At 54.9% G+C, this 18,610-nt stretch carries 13 protein-coding genes; 8 read left to right on the forward strand and 5 right to left on the reverse strand.

Annotated features, from left to right (window positions below):
- Positions 1–215 precede the first annotated feature (215 nt).
- From LOC67_RS03835 to LOC67_RS03870, 8 genes are all read left to right on the forward strand, one after another.
- Complete coding sequence (locus LOC67_RS03835; protein WP_230261191.1) at positions 216–1,223, forward strand: NAD-dependent epimerase/dehydratase family protein; 1,008 nt, start codon at positions 216–218, stop codon at positions 1,221–1,223.
- Positions 1,224–1,794: 571 nt separating this feature from the next.
- Positions 1,795–2,286 carry a fasciclin domain-containing protein gene (locus tag LOC67_RS03840; RefSeq protein ID WP_230261192.1) on the forward strand — a complete coding sequence of 164 codons (492 nt, stop codon included), beginning with the start codon at positions 1,795–1,797 and terminating at the stop codon, positions 2,284–2,286.
- Positions 2,287–3,526: 1,240 nt separating this feature from the next.
- The gene (rpmE, locus tag LOC67_RS03845) at positions 3,527–3,769 is read left to right on the forward strand and encodes a 50S ribosomal protein L31 (RefSeq protein ID WP_230261193.1); all 243 of its coding nucleotides are present in this window, start codon (positions 3,527–3,529) and stop codon (positions 3,767–3,769) included.
- A gap of 187 nt (positions 3,770–3,956) precedes the next feature.
- Positions 3,957–5,036, forward strand: coding sequence for a peptide chain release factor 1 (gene prfA / locus LOC67_RS03850; RefSeq protein WP_230261194.1), 1,080 nt, complete (start codon positions 3,957–3,959; stop codon positions 5,034–5,036).
- Positions 5,036–5,941: a peptide chain release factor N(5)-glutamine methyltransferase gene (prmC, locus tag LOC67_RS03855; RefSeq protein WP_230261195.1), complete on the forward strand. Its 906-nt coding sequence runs from the start codon at positions 5,036–5,038 to the stop codon at positions 5,939–5,941. Before prfA ends, prmC begins: the two co-directional genes overlap by 1 nt.
- A gap of 327 nt (positions 5,942–6,268) precedes the next feature.
- On the forward strand, positions 6,269–8,830 hold the full coding sequence (locus LOC67_RS03860) for a circularly permuted type 2 ATP-grasp protein (protein WP_230261196.1): 2,562 nt from the start codon (positions 6,269–6,271) through the stop codon (positions 8,828–8,830).
- Entirely contained in the window at positions 8,827–9,777 is a 951-nt protein-coding gene (locus LOC67_RS03865) for a transglutaminase family protein (RefSeq protein ID WP_230261197.1), read from the forward strand. The genes LOC67_RS03860 and LOC67_RS03865 overlap by 4 nt, the downstream gene beginning before the upstream one ends.
- A 154-nt stretch (positions 9,778–9,931) precedes the next feature.
- On the forward strand, positions 9,932–10,618 hold the full coding sequence (locus LOC67_RS03870; protein ID WP_230261198.1) for a hypothetical protein: 687 nt from the start codon (positions 9,932–9,934) through the stop codon (positions 10,616–10,618).
- A 458-nt stretch (positions 10,619–11,076) separates the two neighbouring features.
- On the opposite strand, the gene hisB is transcribed toward LOC67_RS03870, so the two are convergent.
- The 5 genes from hisB to hisD all read right to left on the reverse strand — a co-directional run bounded on the left by hisB (position 11,077) and on the right by hisD (position 18,547).
- Positions 11,077–11,664, reverse strand: a complete 588-nt coding sequence (gene hisB, locus LOC67_RS03875; RefSeq protein ID WP_230261199.1) for an imidazoleglycerol-phosphate dehydratase HisB — start codon at positions 11,662–11,664, stop codon at positions 11,077–11,079.
- Positions 11,665–11,758: 94 nt separating this feature from the next.
- Complete coding sequence (locus tag LOC67_RS03880; protein ID WP_230261200.1) at positions 11,759–13,318, reverse strand: Hsp70 family protein; 1,560 nt, start codon at positions 13,316–13,318, stop codon at positions 11,759–11,761.
- Between the two features lie 21 nt (positions 13,319–13,339).
- Positions 13,340–15,868 (reverse strand): hypothetical protein, encoded by a 2,529-nt coding sequence (locus LOC67_RS03885; protein ID WP_230261201.1) that lies wholly within the window; start codon positions 15,866–15,868, stop codon positions 13,340–13,342.
- Positions 15,869–16,067: 199 nt separating this feature from the next.
- Positions 16,068–17,126, reverse strand: coding sequence for a histidinol-phosphate transaminase (gene hisC / locus LOC67_RS03890; RefSeq protein WP_230261202.1), 1,059 nt, complete (start codon positions 17,124–17,126; stop codon positions 16,068–16,070).
- A 44-nt stretch (positions 17,127–17,170) separates the two neighbouring features.
- Positions 17,171–18,547, reverse strand: coding sequence for a histidinol dehydrogenase (gene hisD / locus LOC67_RS03895; RefSeq protein ID WP_230261203.1), 1,377 nt, complete (start codon positions 18,545–18,547; stop codon positions 17,171–17,173).
- Positions 18,548–18,610: the final 63 nt, after the last annotated feature.

Consider the following 18,610-nt stretch of genomic DNA (forward strand, 5'->3'; position numbering starts at 1 on the left):
GGGCAAAACATTCCCCAGCGAATACTGCCCAGCGAACACGACCCAGCGAATTGTTCTGGCGGGGCCTATTCCGCAAAACCCCTACGGTACGAGACCGCTCGGTTGGCGTCGTAACCCCGCATCGAACCAATTTGACCGGTCTGAACGTACAACAGACTCGTCTAAAACCACGAAATCGACAAATCTCACCGATTCCACCGCTACGAAACCCAACTGTGAACGAAATCCGCCCCACTGGAAAAACGCAAGTCATTACCGGCGGCGCCGGATTTATTGGGTCCCATCTGGCTCAGCGCTTGCTCGATCGGGGGGACAACGTCTTAATCGTCGACGACCTCTCCACGGGTAATCAGAACAATCTTCAAGCGGTGATCGACCACCCCCGGCTGGAGTTTATCCAGGGAGGAGTCGAGGATGATCGACTGGTCGCGGAAGTAATCGGGCGAGCTGACTGTGTTTATCACCTCGCTGCCGCTGTCGGCGTTGCGCTGATCGCGGCGCAGCCGATCCAGACGATCGAGCGGAACGTGTATCCGACGCAGTTGATTCTCGATCGCTTGGGCGAACGGGCCAAACGCGGAAAGTTGGTGCCGTGCTTCATCGCTAGCACAAGCGAAGTCTATGGAAAAAACCCCAAGGAGACTTGGTGCGAAGAAGACGATTTGGTTTTCGGAGCGACCACAAAGCCGCGCTGGAGCTACGGAGTTAGCAAAGCGATCGACGAATTCTTGGCATTGGCGTTCCATAAAGAGCAGCAGTTGCCAGTTGTCGTCGGGCGTTTCTTTAACGTCGTTGGCCCAAGGCAAACCGGTGCGTATGGCATGGTGTTGCCCCGGTTCGTTGCCGCCGCTTTGCGAGGTGACAAATTGGTGGTCCATGATGATGGAAAGCAGATCCGTTGTTTCGCGCACGTCGACGATGTTGTTCGCGGAGTCATCGAACTTGTGGAACAGCCTTCGGCGCACGGGCGTGTTTACAACATCGGTAGCGATACACCTGTTTCCATTTTGGACTTGGCCAAACGAGTTATCGAAAGGGTCAATCCGAAAGCGGAAATCGAGTTTCAATCTTATGCCGATGCATATGATGAATCCTTTGAAGACATTCGCCGCCGAGTTCCTGACCTGACTCGAATTCGCGAAACGATCGGCTTCAAAGCGACGAACGATCTTGACGCGATCATCGATTCGGTTGCCGCGCAGATGCGTCAGGCCGGAGCCTAGGTCGAAGTGCGTCACGAGAAAGCTCAGTCGACTGACTCAAGCAGATCGTTAAGTCGCTTTCCAAACTTTTTTCGCGGCGCCAAGAAGCCGCGGAAGAATTTCTCGACAGGGCATCAATGATTTGTCCAAGACGCCGGCCTTAGGCCACGTTATCCATCTCCGTGATTGGGGTAGTCAGTGGCGGTTCGCACATTGAGGCCGTGTTTTGCCGGGTGATTACAGACGCCCGATTCTTTGCGACGCGTCGTCAAGGCGATTCAGTAGTCGGCAAGCAACGAGTGTGAACCGGCCAAGTCGCGCGTCGTTAACCGACTATTTCAAACTTTTTTGATCGCGTCGGTTGAGCTGCCGCAAGATCGATAAGTGGGTTTTATATCGTGCCGTCAAGTGACAAAAAAAATGTGTCGTTGAACACACTCATTTCACTTGTCGTGGTTTGACAATCCGATCGCACACCCAACCGAATTGATCAACGACACGATCGGCTGAACCAATCCCTTTCATCGCAAGTCATGTTGACTCGCAAGCCGGCGTGTAGCGTCAATTCTTATTCGATCGCGGAGTTCGAACTATGCGTAAGATCATGACCATGGCACTGGCGTTTGTTTTGGCCGGAACAGTTGCAGTACAAGCGTACGCCGATAGCAGTGAGAAAACCATTGTTGAGAACGCTGTTGAAGCGAAGAAGTTCACAACGCTTGTTGCAGCAGTGAAGGCCGCTGGGCTTGCAGAGCTGTTGTCCAGCGACGGTCCGTTCACAGTGCTCGCACCAACAGACGAAGCCTTCAAAGCGTTACCAGACGGAACCGTTGAGAGTCTTCTGCAACCAGAAAACAAAGGCAAGCTGGTTAGCATCCTGAAGTACCACGTCATCCCAGGGAAGGTGATGAGCAGTCAGGTGGTCAAGTTGGACGATGCGAAAACCGCACAAGGTTCAACTGTCAGCATCATGACCAAGGATGGCACCGTGATGATCAACAAGGCAAAGGTTGTGAAGGCTGACATCGAATCTTCCAACGGCGTCATCCATGTCATCGACAAGGTTTTGTTGCCAAAGGAATAATCAAGGTTGGTCGTTTGGAAGGAGTTTCAAGCAACCGTCGCTAATGGGAACGCGGTTCAGGGAGGTTTGTTTTCCTGAGCCGCAAAGGCGCTATCCGCGGTTGCGTGCATCGCGGCAGCCGGGAGGCTGCCATGCATTGCGTTGCAAGGCGGAGCCTTGCGACGAGTGCTCATTCCTCGTGCGAGGCTCCTGCCTCGCATGCAATGTCTTGCGGGCTCTGCCCGCTGATGGGGATTGAACCTCATTCAACCGTCGCTAACGCGAATGCGGCTCAAGTTGGTTTGTCTTCCTGAGCCGCGTTGAGTGCATCGCGGCAGCCGGGAGGCTGCCATCAGTGCGTTGCAAGGCGGAGCCTTGCGACGAGTGCTCATTTCTCGTGCGAGGCTCCTGCCTCGCATGCAATGTTCTGCGGGCTCTGCCCGCCGATGCAGTTTGAACCTCAATCAACCGTCGCTAACGCGAATGCGGTTCAAGGTAATTTGTCTTCCTGAGCCGCGAAGGCGCTAGCCGCGGTTGAGTGATTTCCTTGGTGTTAACCGTGAGCCAACGCTCAGCGGCTGATGTGGAGACACTCCTGCATCGCGTTTCCAACTGGTTTTCCAACTCTTCAACCGTCGCTAGCGCGTATGCGGCTCAGAGCCGTTTATCTTCCTGAGCCGCGAAGGCGCTAGCCGCGGTTGAGTGATTTCCTTGGTGTTAACCGTGAGCTAACGCTCAGCGGCTGATGTGGAGACACTCCCGCCTCCCGTTTCCAGCTGGTTTTCCAACCCTTCAACCGTCGCTAGCGCGAATGCGGCTCAGAGCCGTTTATCTTCCTGAGCCGCAAAGGCGTTGGTTGCGTGAACACATCGGTATCAACCGCGAGCTGGCGTTCTGCGGCTGATGTGGAGGTTGTTTCCGATTGGTTCGGCTAACCGCTTCTAACGCGAACACTGGCCACGGCGGTTTTTCGCTCGCGTTCTTCCGTTCAAGTCTTGGTGCTTGAATGACGAAAATCTGCCTGACTCTAGGCGGGAACTCATCTCGATTGCGCGTCGACGTGCGATCGCTCGCCCCCCAAATGAATGGATGGCCGTTCGAATCGGCGGGATTTTACCCAAGTCGGTGCCTGGGCACGGTTTGACTTTGAAAAAAGGCCCTTGCCGTTTCGGTAGGTCGTCGCCTATCCTTTGGGGCTTCGTGGATCTGTACAGCAGCCAGACCACCCCCGAATTAGCTAGACTAGCGAGACATTAGTGCCATGAAAGAAGGCATTCACCCTAAGTACGAAAAGACGACCGTCGTCTGTGGTTGTGGCAATTCATTTGAGACCCGCTCGGTCCGCCCTGGCGAAATGCGTGTCGATATCTGCAACGGTTGCCACCCGTTCTACACCGGCAAGCTGAAGTTTGTTGACACCGCCGGTCGTATCGACAAGTTCCAGAAAAAATTTGCGGCTGGCTCATACGGCAGCTTGCAAGCGAAAGGCAAGAAAAAGAAATAGCGACGCCATCTTGGCCACGTGAACCGTTTCCGAACGGTCACGGCAAGGCAAACGCAACCGCATGGTCCCTTAATCCGGTACAGGACCATGCGGTTTTTGTTTACAGTCAGCATCGTCTTGAACCGGTGCAACGATCGGCCGCTGGGCCGAACGGCGTCCCTCTATCCCCTTTTTCCTCTCGGTTTCCATGAGCGGCATTCGCGAACTTCTGGATGAAAAACTAGGTCGCTTTGAACAACTCGAACGTGACATGTCCGACCCTGAAGTTCTCGGCGACGGGGCTCGGATGAGCGCGACCGCTCGGGAACATGGCGGTTTGGCTCGCTTGGCCGGAAAGTACCGCGAATTCAAACGTCTGAGCACGGAAATCGGCGAATGTAAGGAGATGGCCGAGGCAGCCGAAGATGCCGACGAGCGTGAGATGGCCGAAGCGGAAATGTCGACGCTTCGCAAGGAACGAGAGGTCCTGTGGGAAGACCTGCTGTCGATGACCGTCGGCGGTGAAGACTCGCACCGAACCCGTTGCATCATGGAAGTTCGCGCAGGTACGGGCGGTGAAGAGGCAGCTCTGTTTGCTCGTGACTTGTTCGAAATGTATCGTCGCTATTCGGAATTGCGCGGTTGGAAAGTCGAAGTCATGGACAGCAGCGTGTCTGACATGGGCGGCTTTAAAGAAATCACGTTGACCCTTGAAGGCGAAAACGTATTCCGCGATTTGGCTTACGAGTCCGGTGGACACCGCGTGCAGCGGGTTCCCGAAACAGAGACACAGGGCCGGGTCCACACCAGCGCCGCTACCGTGGCTGTGATGCCTGAACCGGAAGACGTCGAAGTCGACTTGAAGCCCGACGATTACCGTCTTGATAAGTTCTGTGCCAGCGGACCCGGTGGTCAGCACGTCAATAAAACGGAGTCGGCTGTTCGTCTGACCCACCACGAAACCGGCATCGTTGTTCAGTGCCAGGACGAAAAAAGCCAGCACAAAAACCTCGCCAAAGCCCTGCGGGTCTTGAAAGCTCGAATCTACGAAAAGAAACGAGAAGAGGAAGCCAACCGCCAAGCGGAGCAGCGCAAGGGCTTGATCGGATCTGGGGACCGCAGCCAGCGTATTCGGACTTACAATTTTCCTCAAAACCGCCTGACCGATCACCGGATCAATCTGACCATTTATAAACTGGACCAGATCATCGCCGGTGATTTAGCACCGGTTACTGAAGCGTTGATCGAGTACGATCGCGATCAAATGCGCGGGGACATGATTGATTAATGTCTGAAAACCAAACGTCCGCCGAAAAGTGGAGCGTCCTGAAATTGCTGCAGTGGACGACAGACTATTTTTCTAAGCACGGCAGCGATTCGCCCCGTCTGGATGCGGAAATCCTGCTTGCACACGCTCGACATTGCAGCCGGATTGAGCTCTACACCGCGTTTGAGCAAGAGCCTGATGCCGAGCAACGGGCCGCTTTCCGCGAGTTGGTTCGCAGGCGTGGTGAAGGGACTCCTGTTGCGCAGTTGGTCGGCTACAAGGAGTTTTATTCGCTCCGATTCCGTGTTAACGAACACACGTTGATTCCACGACCAGAAACAGAGCATCTGGTCATCGAGGCCTTGGATTGCGCCAAGCAGATTGCGGCTACTCGTCAAGCGGATCATTCGCCTCTGATGGTTGCCGATGTGGGAACCGGAAGTGGTGCGATTGCGGTCGCATTTGCCGTTCATTGTCCCAATGCAAAAGTCACGGCGGTCGATTTGAGCGCACCGGCAATTGAAATCGCGACTTGGAACGCGGAGCAGCATGATGTCGCTGATCGTATAAATTTTGTTGCCAGCGACTTGTTGGAAGCGGTTAAGGATCCCCCGCAATTCGATCTAATTCTCAGCAATCCGCCGTATGTTACCGAGGCGGAATACAAGGAATTGGATCGGACCGTCCGCGACTTTGAGCCCAAAACGGCTCTTGTCTCAGGCCCCAAAGGCACTGAGACAATTCGACGCCTGATGGAACAATCTCTCACCCGCCTAAAATCAGGTGGACGGTTGATCATTGAGTTAAGCCCGATGATTGCGAAGGCTTGCGCAGAGATTGCCGAACAGTTCGGGGAGTACGAAGAATCCCGTTTCATCAAAGATCTTGCCGGTCACAAACGGGTTTTGTCTCTGAAACGCAAATGAATTTTCCCGTTTGCGGGTTCTAGCTGGCAAAATATCAAATGGATTAGGCCGTTCGTCGTGTAAAAACAGACCGGAATTGCTGCGCAAAAACGATCCGTCTTGTGGTGGTCCATGGTGACACACAATCCGCAAGGCGAGGGGTGTAAGGGCAATGTGGAGCGATTCCAGCATGGCGAGTCATGCTGACCTCTGATTCATGTTGGCGGAAAGAACCCAATCCCTGGGGTCAATCCCCGGCCCAACCCAACGGCAACTGCACAGGTCACTTCAATTGAGATCAGGACTGGGTCAGTACCAGTACGCTGGAAATAGAATTCTTTGAACACGATGCTTCAGGCTGGTTCCCTTTGGAACTCACTTCCGAACACCGATGGTGACTTCGACGAACGCGTCGATGCGACGGGGGCGGTGCGTCCACAGTGGTCGCTGCTGTCTTCCGAAGTCGAAATGCTGGGGCCGTCGATCCTAAAGACACGCTCTCGATCGGTTGATCAGTTCATCCGGGACAACGGCGTCACTTTCCAGCCTGCCGACCATTCGGCACCCTCGCCACAGGCTCAGATGAATCGGCCGTGGCGGCTGTCAGTGATCCCGTTTTTGTTTCAACAAGAAGAGTGGCAGCTGCTTCGCGAAGGTTTGATCGAACGGACGCGGTTACTGGAAACGGTGCTCAATGACTTGCTCGGCCCACAAAGGCTAATTCGCGAGCGAATCATTCCGGGGGAGTTGCTTTGGTCTGATCCGACATACCACCGGGCATACCATGAACTAGATCCTGGCTCACAAAAGCTGCATGTTTCGGCGACCGATCTGGCTCGCGATGTTGACGGTCAGTGGAAGGTCATTGGCGATCGGACTCGTGCCCCCAGCGGTTTGGGCTACCTGCTAGAGAACCGCGTCGTCACCAGTCGAGTCATGCCAACATTGATTCGGCGCACCAACACGCATCGGTTGGCTTCGTTCTTCGAAACACTGATTGACCATCTACGTGCACAGGCAAAGTCAAAACGTGATAACCCACGGATCGCTTTACTAACGCCACCTAGCGGTAGCTATCGAGAATTTGAAGACACGTATCTAGCGCGTTACTTGGGCCTGTTGCTTGTCCAAGGCAGCGACTTGGCGGTGCGTGGCGGTGAATTACACATGAAGACTCTGGGCGGCCTTAAACCGATCCAGGTGTTGTGGCGACACGTTTCTGATCGTCATTGTGATCCGCTGGAGTTGAACCCGGCCTCGGTCGAAGGTGTGACCGGGCTGATGCGTTGCATTCGTCGTCAGTCTGCTGCCGTGGTGAATACGATCGGCAGCGTGTTGGCGCAAGCACCCGCGTTGATGGCTTATCTAAATAAGGCCAGTGAGTTTTTCTATGGGACTCCGCTGTCGCTGCAGTCTGCCGAAACCTACTGGTGTGGGGACCTGAATGACCGAGCGTTTGTGACGCAGAATATCGGTGACTTTGTCTTCCGCGATGCCTACATCGTTAATAGCAGCCGTCCAATTGTTGTTGATGAACTCGATGTGGCGCAGCGTGACGAGTTCTTCGGCAAGCTGAACAAGTCACCCGAAAAGTATGTGGCTCAGCGAAAGTTGCGATTCAGCCGAACGCCGATTTGGTCCGGCGAAGCGATCGAATCGCGCAAAGTTGCTTTGCGTTGTTTTCAGTTGACGACACCCAGCGGCATCAACGTGCTTCCGGGGGCGTTGGCTCGTGCGGGGCAAGACGAATTAGATCTGACTCGCTCGCTTGTAAGCGGCGGGATGACATTGGATTGTTGGATTACGAGCAACAAGCCGGTCGACCAACACAAAACGTTACTGAAAGATTCGAAAGCGACGATCAGTATCCGACGCGGCGGTGCAGACCTGCCCAGTCGGGTAGCAGAGCATCTGTTCTGGTTGGGACGCTATGCCGAACGAGCCGAATCGGCAGCTCGCCTGCTGCGGACCACCCTGGCTCGGGTTTCCGGTGAAGACAACTGGGAAACGCTTCCCGAAGTAAGAAGGCTGGTCTACGCGCTCGCTTCCTCTGGTCAGATCGAACCCAGCTACGCTGTCGATCAGTTTTCAGCCAGTCTTCCTACGGTTGAGCAGATTTTGCCCGCGTCGGTCTTGGATCGTGGTCAGGCGCGTGGGCTATGTCGAACCATGGATTCGATCCTGCATAACGCCGCGTCGGTGCGAGATCGTTTGTCGATCGATGCGTATCGAATCATTCAGCGAGCGGCTCGTGATTTGAACAAACCAGTCGTGACCGACGGTTCGAAGAATCCGGCGCACGTCACGATCAACGAGGCGCTCGATCGGACCGGCCGACTGATCGTCGACCTTCTCGCGCTTGCCGGACTGACCAGCGAAAGCGTGGTCAGGACACATGTCTGGCAATTCATCGAGCTTGGTCGACGGATCGAGCGGGCAGAGTACATCTGTGATTTGATGACCACGATGTTGTGTCCGCCGACCGACAGTGGCAAGCCGATTTGTGAAGCGGCCTTAGAGGTTGCCGACTGTTTGATGACGTATCGATCCAGGTATATCAATCTGGTGCAGCTCGCACCGGTGATCGATTTGTTGGTCACCGACGAAACCAACCCTAGGTCGTTGCAGTTCCAGTTTGATCGAATCGCTTCACTGATGGATAAGCTGCCCACGATCGAAGGGCCGACCGGTTCAGATGCGATTCTGCGTCTCGTTTCAGGGCTTCAGTTTCGTGTCACGACCGCTGATCCTGTGAAGCTGGCAATCACTGCTAAAGACGGCAGGCTTGAGAATCTGCAACAATTGCTTGAAGAGATTGCCGGCGATCTGCCGGAACTGTTCAATCAGATCAACGCGCGTTATCTGATTCACACAGAATCGACTCAACAGTTGACGGGTACGGAACGATGAACAGCGGCACTCGCCCCGTAGGCCAACGCCCCGAAAAAAACGCTCCTGAGATCCTGCCGACGAACCCGCGCGTCGTGACTTATCGAATTCGACATCAAACCGAATACGAATACAGCGAACCGGTTGCGGCCTGTCAAAACCAGCTGCGGATGCAGCCGGTCACTGGCGGCAACCTACTGTGCGATGAAACGGAGGTGACGATCGACCCAGATCCAAATAGTTGGGACGAACACTACGACTATTTCGGAAATCTGGTGACGACGTTTTCTATCGAAGCGATCCATACGGCTCTTCGTGTGATCGTCGAAAGCCGAGTGACGGTCACATCGCCTAGCATTTCCGAGATCGACAAGATGCAGCCTTGGGAAGGCTTGCTGAATTTAGGGCAAGGCTTGGTTGATCCTGAAATTGATGAGCACCGGTATTGCTCTCCACGAATCAATCCGTCAGAGGCCTTCGCGGCGTACGCAAACGAATCGTTTTCCCCTGGACGCGGAATCTTTGAAGCGGCATTGGACCTGACATGCCGTATCAACAAGGATTTTGCCTATGACGTGACGGCAACGACCGTCGACACCACCACCGAACAGGCATTCAAACTTCGCGCGGGCGTCTGTCAAGATTTCGCCCATGTCCAAATCGCCTGCCTGCGTTCTCTAGGCCTGGCAGCACGCTACGTCAGCGGGTACTTGAGAACCACGCCACCTCCAGGCAAAGAACGCTTAGTCGGTGCCGATGAGTCACATGCATGGATCGAGCTCTATGGGGGTGAGAAGCTCGGTTGGCTGGGGCTCGATCCCACCAATGCCTGCCTGGTTTCGACAGACCACATCCCGATTTGTATCGGTCGTGATTATGGAGACGTCAGTCCGATGCGAGGCGTCGTGCTCGGTGGCGGCACGAATATCTTGAAAGTCAGCGTCGACGTTGAGCCGCAGGACGAATAGCGTCGGGTTTGCTTGCTAGCAAGTTTCGACTCTTCAGGCTGGTTCGGGCCTAGACCTGGCAAATTGTGCACATTGCCATTGCGTTTTAGGTGTTCGATAGCGTACCGAACCTATTCAAGGACTAAACGACGATGGCAAAAAGGGAATCTTGCCGATGCGAATCAATCGAACCAGCGACCGCCGCGTATTTATGACGGCGTTTGCCAAGACTGTAGCGTTACTCATTGCAGCCACCGCATCGCTCCAAACCGGTTGTGCGCCCCTGATTGCCAACATCATGCATGTGACTGGGGCGGATCAAACGCCTGCCGCTTTTGAAGGGCTGGAAGACAGTCGAGTGGCAATCGTTACCATCACCGAAAACAGTCGCTTTGGTGATGACATCTCTGCCGCATTGCTGAGCCATTCGGTCGCCAAAATTTTAGGTGCAGAAGTCGACGATATCGCCTTAGTTCGTGAGGACAAGATCGCCGATTGGCGTGACGTTCACGGTTGGGACGAGATGGACTTTGGCGAAATTGGACGAGGTGTCAACGCTGACAAGGTTCTCGCTATCGAGGTTCTGGAATTGTCGCTCCAGGAAGGACCGACTTTGTTCCGCGGGCATGCGGACATCCACATTTCGGTGGTCGATACCAAGACTGGCGAGGAGTTGTTTAGCAGCGATCTGGAAGACTTCACGTATCCGAACATCGCCGGCGGAGTTTCGACGAGTGAAACGACCGAGGCAAGGTTCCGAAAGCTGTTCGTCGGGAATATCCTCGCCAAGCGAATCGCCCGGTTGTTTCATCCATTCGATGCACGAGATGATTTCGCGCTCGATTCAATCACCACGCGATAGCAATGGTGGTCGTGGGCGAGGCGACGAGTCCTGTCTCGTCCTGAACAACCGACGCTAACGTGTATGCGGGGCAGGGTGATGACGAGATCAGCCGCCACGCGCCAGCGTGCGGTTAGGTGTGATTCCGGCAGCGGTGGATACTGATCCAATCCAATTAACCGACGCTAGCGCGAATCGGGCCAGAGAGGTTTATCTTCCTGAGCCGCAACGGCGCTAGCCGCGGTTGCGTGAAGACCTCGTTGTTAACCGTGAGCTAACGCTCAGCGGCTGATGTGGTGACACTCCCGCCTTGCGTTTCCAGCTGTTTTACGAATCCATTAACCGACGCTAGCGCGTATCGGCTCAGTTGATGACCAGATCAGCCGCTACGCGCCAGCGTGCGGTTAGGTGTCCTGGGGCTCAAACGGTTAACCACGGTTGAAAAATCTTCTGTGTCCAGAAACTACAGATCACCCTGACTACAGAACGCCCTTTGTGCTTGGTACGGCGTCGCTTCTGGGGTCTGACTCTGCCGCCATCCGAATTGCTCGGGCGGTCGCTTTGAACACACACTCGGCAATGTGGTGCGAGTTTCGTCCGTAGTGCAACAGCACGTGTAAATTGCAATTGGCGTTGGCGGCAAACGATTGCCAGAAGTGCTCAATCAATTCACTGTCGAATGTCCCAATCTTGTGTGCGGCAATCGGGGCATTGTATTCGAACGCATACCGGCCACCCAAATCCACAGCGGCGGTGACGAGACATTCATCCATTGGCAACGTGAAGTGTCCGTAGCGACGGATGCCGGCGCGATCTCCAAGGGCTTGGTGGACGGCGGCTCCCAAGGCGATGCCGATGTCTTCGGTGGTGTGGTGGTCATCGACATGTAGATCGCCTTTCGCGGCAACATCCAAGTCGATCAGGGCATGCCGGGTGAGCAGATCCAGCATGTGATCGAGAAAGCCGACTCCCGAACTGCGTTTTCCTTCGCCATTGCCGTCCAGATTGACGGTCAACTGGATATCTGTTTCGCCGGTTTTGCGTGAGATCGATGCGGTGCGGGACATAGGTGCTTGGTAAATCGAAGATCGGTAGGACTCGTTATGGCAAGACGATTATTCAAGCAATCGTGATTGTTGCCAGGGTTGCTTGATGATTTTGTCACTCCATGATTTTCCATTCAACTTCGAAATCATCGATGGAGTCAGACGAGACCATGGTTTTGTTTCTTTCAACGACAATGGACGCTTCATGGCCGGTTCGCGGTAATCGAGCTTCGACGACGAATAATCCGTTACGGTTATAGCGAAACGTTACGTCGACTGCCGTGCCGGCTGGTAAACCCGCCGGCAAGCCGCCGAGGACGCAGCGGCCCAGGTGGGTGCCGTAGCGTCCCCGCTTGTCTCCGCCTTCGACAACTTCCACAACCACGCTGCGTTGGTTGTTACGCAGTGTCTCGAACCGAGCGACGACCTTGGCGGGAATCGGCGTGTTGCGTTTGATCATCACGTAATTGGTGCGCAAACGCGTTTCCACATCGATTCCCAAGACGCCCAGTTGGTGTGCATTGACGTCCGAGATTTTTAAAGTCGGCTCGGCCGGTGTATTTTCCTTTTTGGCTTTCCTTTTTCGCAAAATCGTGTCGGCATAGATTGCCGCACCATGCGCGATCGCTTCATCGGGCGAGACCGTCTGGTTGGGATCGGTGCCGGACACTTCGCTAAGCATTTTCGTGACTTGAGGCAACCGAGTGCTGCCGCCGACAAGGACGATTTGGTCAACCTGATCCCATTTGACGTCGGCTTCTTTGAGAAGTTTGCGAACGGTAAAGCGGGTTCGGTCCAGCAGGTGCGCTGTCATCTCTTCGAATTCGGCGCGTGTCAAAGTTGTCTTTAAGGTGGCCGTTTCGAACGTCAGCAGAACCTTGACCTCGCTGCGTGAGGATAGGGCATGCTTTAGCTCGTTGGCTTCCGCCATCAGGAACGCCGTGCCGCCTTCGGATTCGGTCGGTCGGACTTTGCAGCGTTTTGCAAATTGGTCGTCAAGCCAGCGGCCTAGGCAGCGATCCCAATCGATGCCGCCCAGTTTTGCGTTTCCATCGGTGGCAAGGACTGTAATGTCCGAGTGTTCGACACGAACGAGTGACACGTCGAACGTTCCGCCACCGAGGTCATAGACCAAGACGGTTTGTGGGCCAAGAATCTCGCTGTGAGTTTGCAGACCGTAGGCGATCGCCGCTGCGGTCGGCTCATTGATGATCGCCAAAGTTTCTAAGCCGGCCAATTCAGCGGCCGCGATCGTAGCGCGACGTTTGGGTTCGTTGAAGTAAGCCGGAACTGTAATCACAGCTTGTTTGACTTCGATCCCCAACCGCTTTTCGGCGTCACGTTTTAGACGCGAAAGGATCATCGATTCGACGACTTCGGGCTTCAGTTCGCGGCCATTGACTTTCTGGCCGACGGCGTGTTTTCCAATGTCGCGTTTGGCGAACGTGATCACATTGCCAGGAAGCGTCCGCTGTGCTTTGACGGCTTGTTTGCCAACGGTGACTTCGTCGTCTTCGATCAACGCTGCCGACGGGGTCGTCAGGTCGCCTTCGCTGTTGGCGATCGTATGTGGTTCACCGCGATAGTCGACATAGGCGATCGCGCTAAACGTTGTCCCTAAATCGATCCCGACTGCCTGAGGCTTGCGATTCGAATCAGTCTTTGATTCCGTCAACGTTCGATTCCTTTGACCTGGCTACGATTGTCGAGCTTTCAAGCGAAGCGTCGCCGTAAACGCACGTTCTAAACCTGCGTCACGCATATAAATAGAAAAGCAGCACTCGCCATTCCAGTTCAGCGGTGCCCATTGTTCCAGATCAAACGTGTACGTTGATTGTAAGTTGCGCTGGATTTCTAGTTGCGGTCGTCGTCCGGTGCCCCAGTGTGGATGCTGGCTTTGCAGCTTTGCCGGTGTGGGCAGGGCGTTTGCGGAGAGTTTTACAAAGACGCGTTTAACGTATCCCGCACCGACTTTATAGTCGATGACAAAGCCAACGAGACTGGTGGGGATGGTCGTGTCGACGGTGGTGTGTGACGGGGTGTACGCAACATCGATCGTACCGCAATTTTGAAGTTCCACTCCCGCCATCGCTTCGCCGCCACGGTTGTTGGGCCCCATCCCGACCTTCAGTTGTTGCTTGTCGGGAGACACCGCGGCAAGGTTGTTCCTGGTGGTGGCAAAGGTATGTGGATTTTGAATCTCGGCACGATCGGTCGATGAGGGTGCCCGTGTCGTTCGGGAGGACCTGCCGTTGTCTGGTAAGTTTGATCGCAGCAGTTGAAGTTGCTGCAAGGGCGATTCATTCAGGATCGAATCAAGAACGGCAATTCGATTCTTGATCTTGAGCCTCTCGATCGTGCTTTCTTTGCTTTCGGCGTTGACGTAGTGTTCTTTAGCCCGTGCGGCCACGGCAAACTTTTCTAGCGTGGGATCAACTTGTTCGATGATGTCGAACCATTGGTCAGCGATCTGAAGTGCCGGTACGGTTTCGCCGGATTCCTGTTTAAGTTCAGCTTGAGCTGCTGTTTTAAACAAGGGATCGTTTCCTTGAGCGAGATAGGGCAGCCCTTCGTTCCAGCGGTCTTCGACCATGATCAGGTAACGTCCGGTGATCGCCATCGCAGCGGCATCATCCGGATCGGATTCCAAAGTCATTCCGCTTTGTTCGTAAGATGCCATAAGCGATTCGGCGTACTGCAACTGTTGTGCGACATCTTTCAAAACGCCCCTTAATTCGATCGGTACACGGCTGACGTCGTTTTCAATCATCTGCATCGTTCGGCGAGCGACATCGATGCGACCACTCCTGATCGCGTCGGTAACGTTTTCGATCGCATAAAAGCAGAAGACTCTCGTGTTCCTTTTGGAAGGTTTGACCGCCTGGAACGCATCGAGCTTTTGTTCTTCGATTTCGACTCCGCCAAATGAATCCGCCATCCGATTCAGCGTCTCCAACCCCGATTGCAGGTCGGATCCTTGGATATATATTTTCAGCAAGGCTGTTAGGAGAGCGTATTTGCCTGCGGGGTCATCGTTTGTTTGGACCGCGGCGGCGTACATTTCGTCCGCAAGTGCAATCAGCTGCTCGTCGGTTTTCGCTTTGTCGTATTGGTCCTGGTAAAGCTCTCGCACGATTTGTTTTTTGGCCTCCAACGCTTCACCGCTGGGGATTTCCCATGGTGCAGCGGGGAAACCAGACGGCATGCCTGGCAGTGATCGGAGTGTTGGCGATGCGGGGCTATTGTTTGAGATTGTCGAAGTTGGTGGCGTCGTTGGGCGATTGCCGGGAGTCGATAACGTGATTGAAGATGAATTCATCGATGGCGGTTGACGATTCGCCGTGGACGTGTTGGCATTCGGCGGTAGTTGACTGATGCGGGGGGACGCATGCGGTTGGTTTTGAGACGGCGTGTTAGTTGACGCCTGGCCAGATGAAGCATCGGTCGATTCGGTGCTATCAGTCTCTGGCTGATTGCTGGGATCTTCGGATTGCGACATCCCCGCCAATGCAGACGCATGTTCCGAAGAAACGCCCAGGCTTTCCAGCTTCTTTTGATCGAGAAGTAACTGGCCTGTGTAGACCTTAAAAAGCAAAACCGCCAGGATTACCGTGCCGGGTAAGACGCCGATCAGCCATGTCAGTTTTGATCCACGGCTCTTGCGTCGTGGTTTGGCATTGGTCGTTATCGGTTCGCCAGCACGCTGGTTCGCTCGAACCGGTGAAATGCCAGGAACCGGTGGGATGTTACCGGGGTTGGCTCTCGGAGCGGATGGGATTTCTGGCGGTGATGCATCTGGCGATCGTGTGCCCATACCCAGGATATCGGCGGGGCTGGATCCCGCTGATAAATTCGGACGCGGAGAGGCTTCTGTAATCGCAGGCTCATCGGCTTGCATGGTCGCTTCGAAGCTTTGCAGCACGGCGTCGACATCGACGTCGATTTCCTCCACGCGAAGATCTTCACGGAGCTGTTCGTCGTAGGCAGCTTTCTTTTCCGGATTGAGCAAACGTAGCCGAGCGGCCGAGATACGGTTGGCCAATTCTTCGGCTTCGTCGCCATGTTCGCCGCTGGACAAATCGTGCAGAAACGACAGGTCCCTATCTGCTGCGGCGTCAATGACTTCGGGATCGCTCTCAAAGTTTGACAGGCCAAGCAAGCGATAGTCATTCGGAGGCTGTTCCGAAGGCGGAATCCCGAGCCACTTGTGAAGAGGGTCAAACATCGAAACGAAGCGATAGATCCATCGGCGGGATATGAACTTGAGTCCTTAGATAGCCACTCTAGTTTAACCTAGGCGGGGGGAGGTGCTCAAGTTCGACCCCTACGTTCCGCAAATTGCCCACGGCGTTCCGCGAACTGCCAGAACCACTCGATCAGCAGTCTCTAATCGGTCACCTCCATTGGCAATTATCGACGATCAGCTACGCGAGAAACCGTTCAAGCAGCATCATGCATGCGTCGACCTGGTCGTCTGTGCCGACCGAAATCCGCAGGCCGTCGCCCCACTCTGGAAAGTTCATGTAGCGAACCAGAACCTGATTCTTTTTCAGGTATTGGTGCATCGCTTCGTGCTCTCCGCTTGGGTGAGTACACCAAACGAAATTCGCCTTCGAGGGAGTGACATCGAAACCCAGTTCGGTCAGACGGGTTTCCATGCGGGCGCGTGTCGCGTTCATCTTTCCGACGACGTCGTGCAACCAGTCCTGTGATCCGATTGCCGCGGTCGCTGCAACCGTCGCCAAGTAGTCGCAGTTATAGCTGTCCTTGATATTGGCCAGTTTGGAAACGATCGATGGGGATCCGACTAAGAAACCAAAGCGAATGCCTGCCAGCGCGTAGGACTTGCTTAGCGTCCGAGTCACCAAAATGTTGTCGTGTGATTGCACCAAGTCCAAGCAGTTGTCGCCGGCAAAGTCCGCGTAGGCTTCGTCGACAACTAAAGGGCAGGGCAGTGATTCGGCGAGTTTGGCAATTTCTTCTTTGGGGACAATCGTGCCGCTGGGGCTATTTGGGTTTGGCAGAAGCACCAACCGCAAGTCGTCTTGGCCTTCACCAAACATCGTCGGAAGATGCCAACCGTCAAGGAACGTCGTCTGTTCCCAACGCGCACCTTGGATATCAGCGAGCGTTCGATAAAGGATGTAGCTGGGGTAGGGCAGACGCAATTTCTGTCCTTCGCCAACGAAACCACGGACCAGGATCGTCAAGATTTCGTCGCTGCCGTTGCCAGCCAAGATCCAGTCCGGGCTTGGCAAGCCAAGTACACGAGCCGCCTCATTGCGAAACGATTTTGCGGTTGGGTCCGGGTAGCGATTCAGTGGGCCAGAGGCAGCGTCTTGGATCGCACGAATCACCGCTTCGGGCGGAGGGTAGGGGCTTTCGTTCGTGTTTAGCTTGATGAACTTTCCTGGCGGTGGTTGTTCACCAGGCGTGTAAGGCAACATCCGCGAAAGGGCAGGGCGGAGGTCGGTTTTCGACATAGCAAGCTTATCCAGAAGAATTGTTCGTTTGATAAAGGTTCGGCTTAGCGGCGGATCGAAACGCTGCGTGCGTGCGCGGTCAGGCCTTCTTTTTCCGCTAGACGTTCGACGTCATCGGCGATTTGTAGCATCGCGGTTTGGTCAAACTCGGTCACGCTTCCGCTGCGTAAGAAACTGTTGCTGCAAAGCCCTGCTGCCCAGGTGCACGTCCCACCGGTGGGCAACACGTGACTTGGCCCAGCCGCATAGTCACCCAAGGCGACTGGGGTGTAGTGACCTAGGAATGCCGCACCACTGTTTTGAATCGAGGCGATCAAGTCTTGTGGGGTAGCCGTCTGAATGTGCAGGTGCTCCGGCGCGAACGAGTCTGTTAACTCGCACGCATGTTGTTGATCGCGGACAAGGATCAAGGCCCCGAAGGCTTCTAAGCTATCGAGCGTCAATTCGCTGCGTGATAGTTCAGACAGTTGCTTGGTCAACTCGGTTTCAACAGCATCGAGTAAAGCTTCATCCCAGGTGATCAGGATCGCGCTGCCGGGGGAGTGTTCCGCTTGAGCGAGCAAGTCCGCCGCGATGAAGTCAGCTTTTGCGGTTTCGTCGGCAATCACAATCACTTCGCTCGGTCCGGCGAACGAATCGATGTCGACGGTGCCGTAAACCAGTTTCTTGGCAAGCGCGACGAACAGGTTGCCAGGTCCGACGATCTTTTGCACTGCGGCAACGTCGTCGGTTCCATAAGCCATCGCTGCGACGGCTTGAGCGCCACCCATGCGGTAGACTTCCGTTACACCCAGTTCGTGGCAGGTGGCCAACATGTCTTGGTTGTAAGCCCCAAACGGAGTCGGCGGAGCAACAACGGCAACTTCTGAGACACCGGCGACTTGGGCCGGAACGACAGTCATCAAAACGGTCGAAGGATAGGCGGCCGCTCCTCCCGGCACGCAAACGCCGACGCGCTGTAGTGGGACGTATCGCTGCGTCAATCGTACGCCGGGATTCGGTTCAATCGTGACGTCCTTGTGGAGGATCGCTGATTGGAATCGAACGATATTGTCGCGGATTCGGCGGATCGATTCGAGCAACTCTGGATCGGCCGCCGCATGAGCGGCCGCCAAGTCTTCCGCGGGAACGCGTAGCTGTTCCGCACTGAGGTCTGCTTTGTCGAGTTGCTTGGTGTAGTGCAGCAGTGCAGCGGTACCTTCAGTCTGAACCTGTTCGCAGATCCGTTGAACGACCTCGACCGGGGTAAGCGGTGCCCCAAAGACTTCCTCAGTCAGTGCGCGCCCACGCGGCGAAACGACATCACCACGAGGGCTAAGTTTCTCGCGCAATTGGTCAAGGATCTCAGCGGAGCCTGCTCGGGCGTCAACGCGAGTGATTTTTGGCGGAGTTTGACTTGGCGATGTCTGGGAAGTGCTCATGAAAAACTGGTGTCGAGCGAATCGAGTTTCTTATTTATCGTCGAAAACGCCCCATGATAGGCA

It is taken from the genome of Stieleria sp. JC731 (assembly GCF_020966635.1).
In the GTDB taxonomy this organism is placed as follows: Bacteria; Planctomycetota; Planctomycetia; order Pirellulales; family Pirellulaceae; genus Stieleria.

Bases quoted from the DNA above. Each gene is read 5' to 3' on its own strand.
- hisB (WP_230261199.1), bottom strand. From the start codon at position 11,664: ATGTCCCGCACCGCATCGATCTCACGCAAAACCGGCGAAACAGATATC.
- LOC67_RS03885 (WP_230261201.1), bottom strand. From the start codon at position 15,868: ATGTTTGACCCTCTTCACAAGTGGCTCGGGATTCCGCCTTCGGAACAG.
- LOC67_RS03860 (WP_230261196.1), top strand. From the start codon at position 6,269: ATGCTTCAGGCTGGTTCCCTTTGGAACTCACTTCCGAACACCGATGGT.
- hisD (WP_230261203.1), bottom strand. From the start codon at position 18,547: ATGAGCACTTCCCAGACATCGCCAAGTCAAACTCCGCCAAAAATCACT.
- rpmE (WP_230261193.1), top strand. From the start codon at position 3,527: ATGAAAGAAGGCATTCACCCTAAGTACGAAAAGACGACCGTCGTCTGT.
- prfA (WP_230261194.1), top strand. From the start codon at position 3,957: ATGAGCGGCATTCGCGAACTTCTGGATGAAAAACTAGGTCGCTTTGAA.
- LOC67_RS03840 (WP_230261192.1), top strand. From the start codon at position 1,795: ATGCGTAAGATCATGACCATGGCACTGGCGTTTGTTTTGGCCGGAACA.
- prmC (WP_230261195.1), top strand. From the start codon at position 5,036: ATGTCTGAAAACCAAACGTCCGCCGAAAAGTGGAGCGTCCTGAAATTG.
- LOC67_RS03870 (WP_230261198.1), top strand. From the start codon at position 9,932: ATGCGAATCAATCGAACCAGCGACCGCCGCGTATTTATGACGGCGTTT.
- hisC (WP_230261202.1), bottom strand. From the start codon at position 17,126: ATGTCGAAAACCGACCTCCGCCCTGCCCTTTCGCGGATGTTGCCTTAC.
- LOC67_RS03865 (WP_230261197.1), top strand. From the start codon at position 8,827: ATGAACAGCGGCACTCGCCCCGTAGGCCAACGCCCCGAAAAAAACGCT.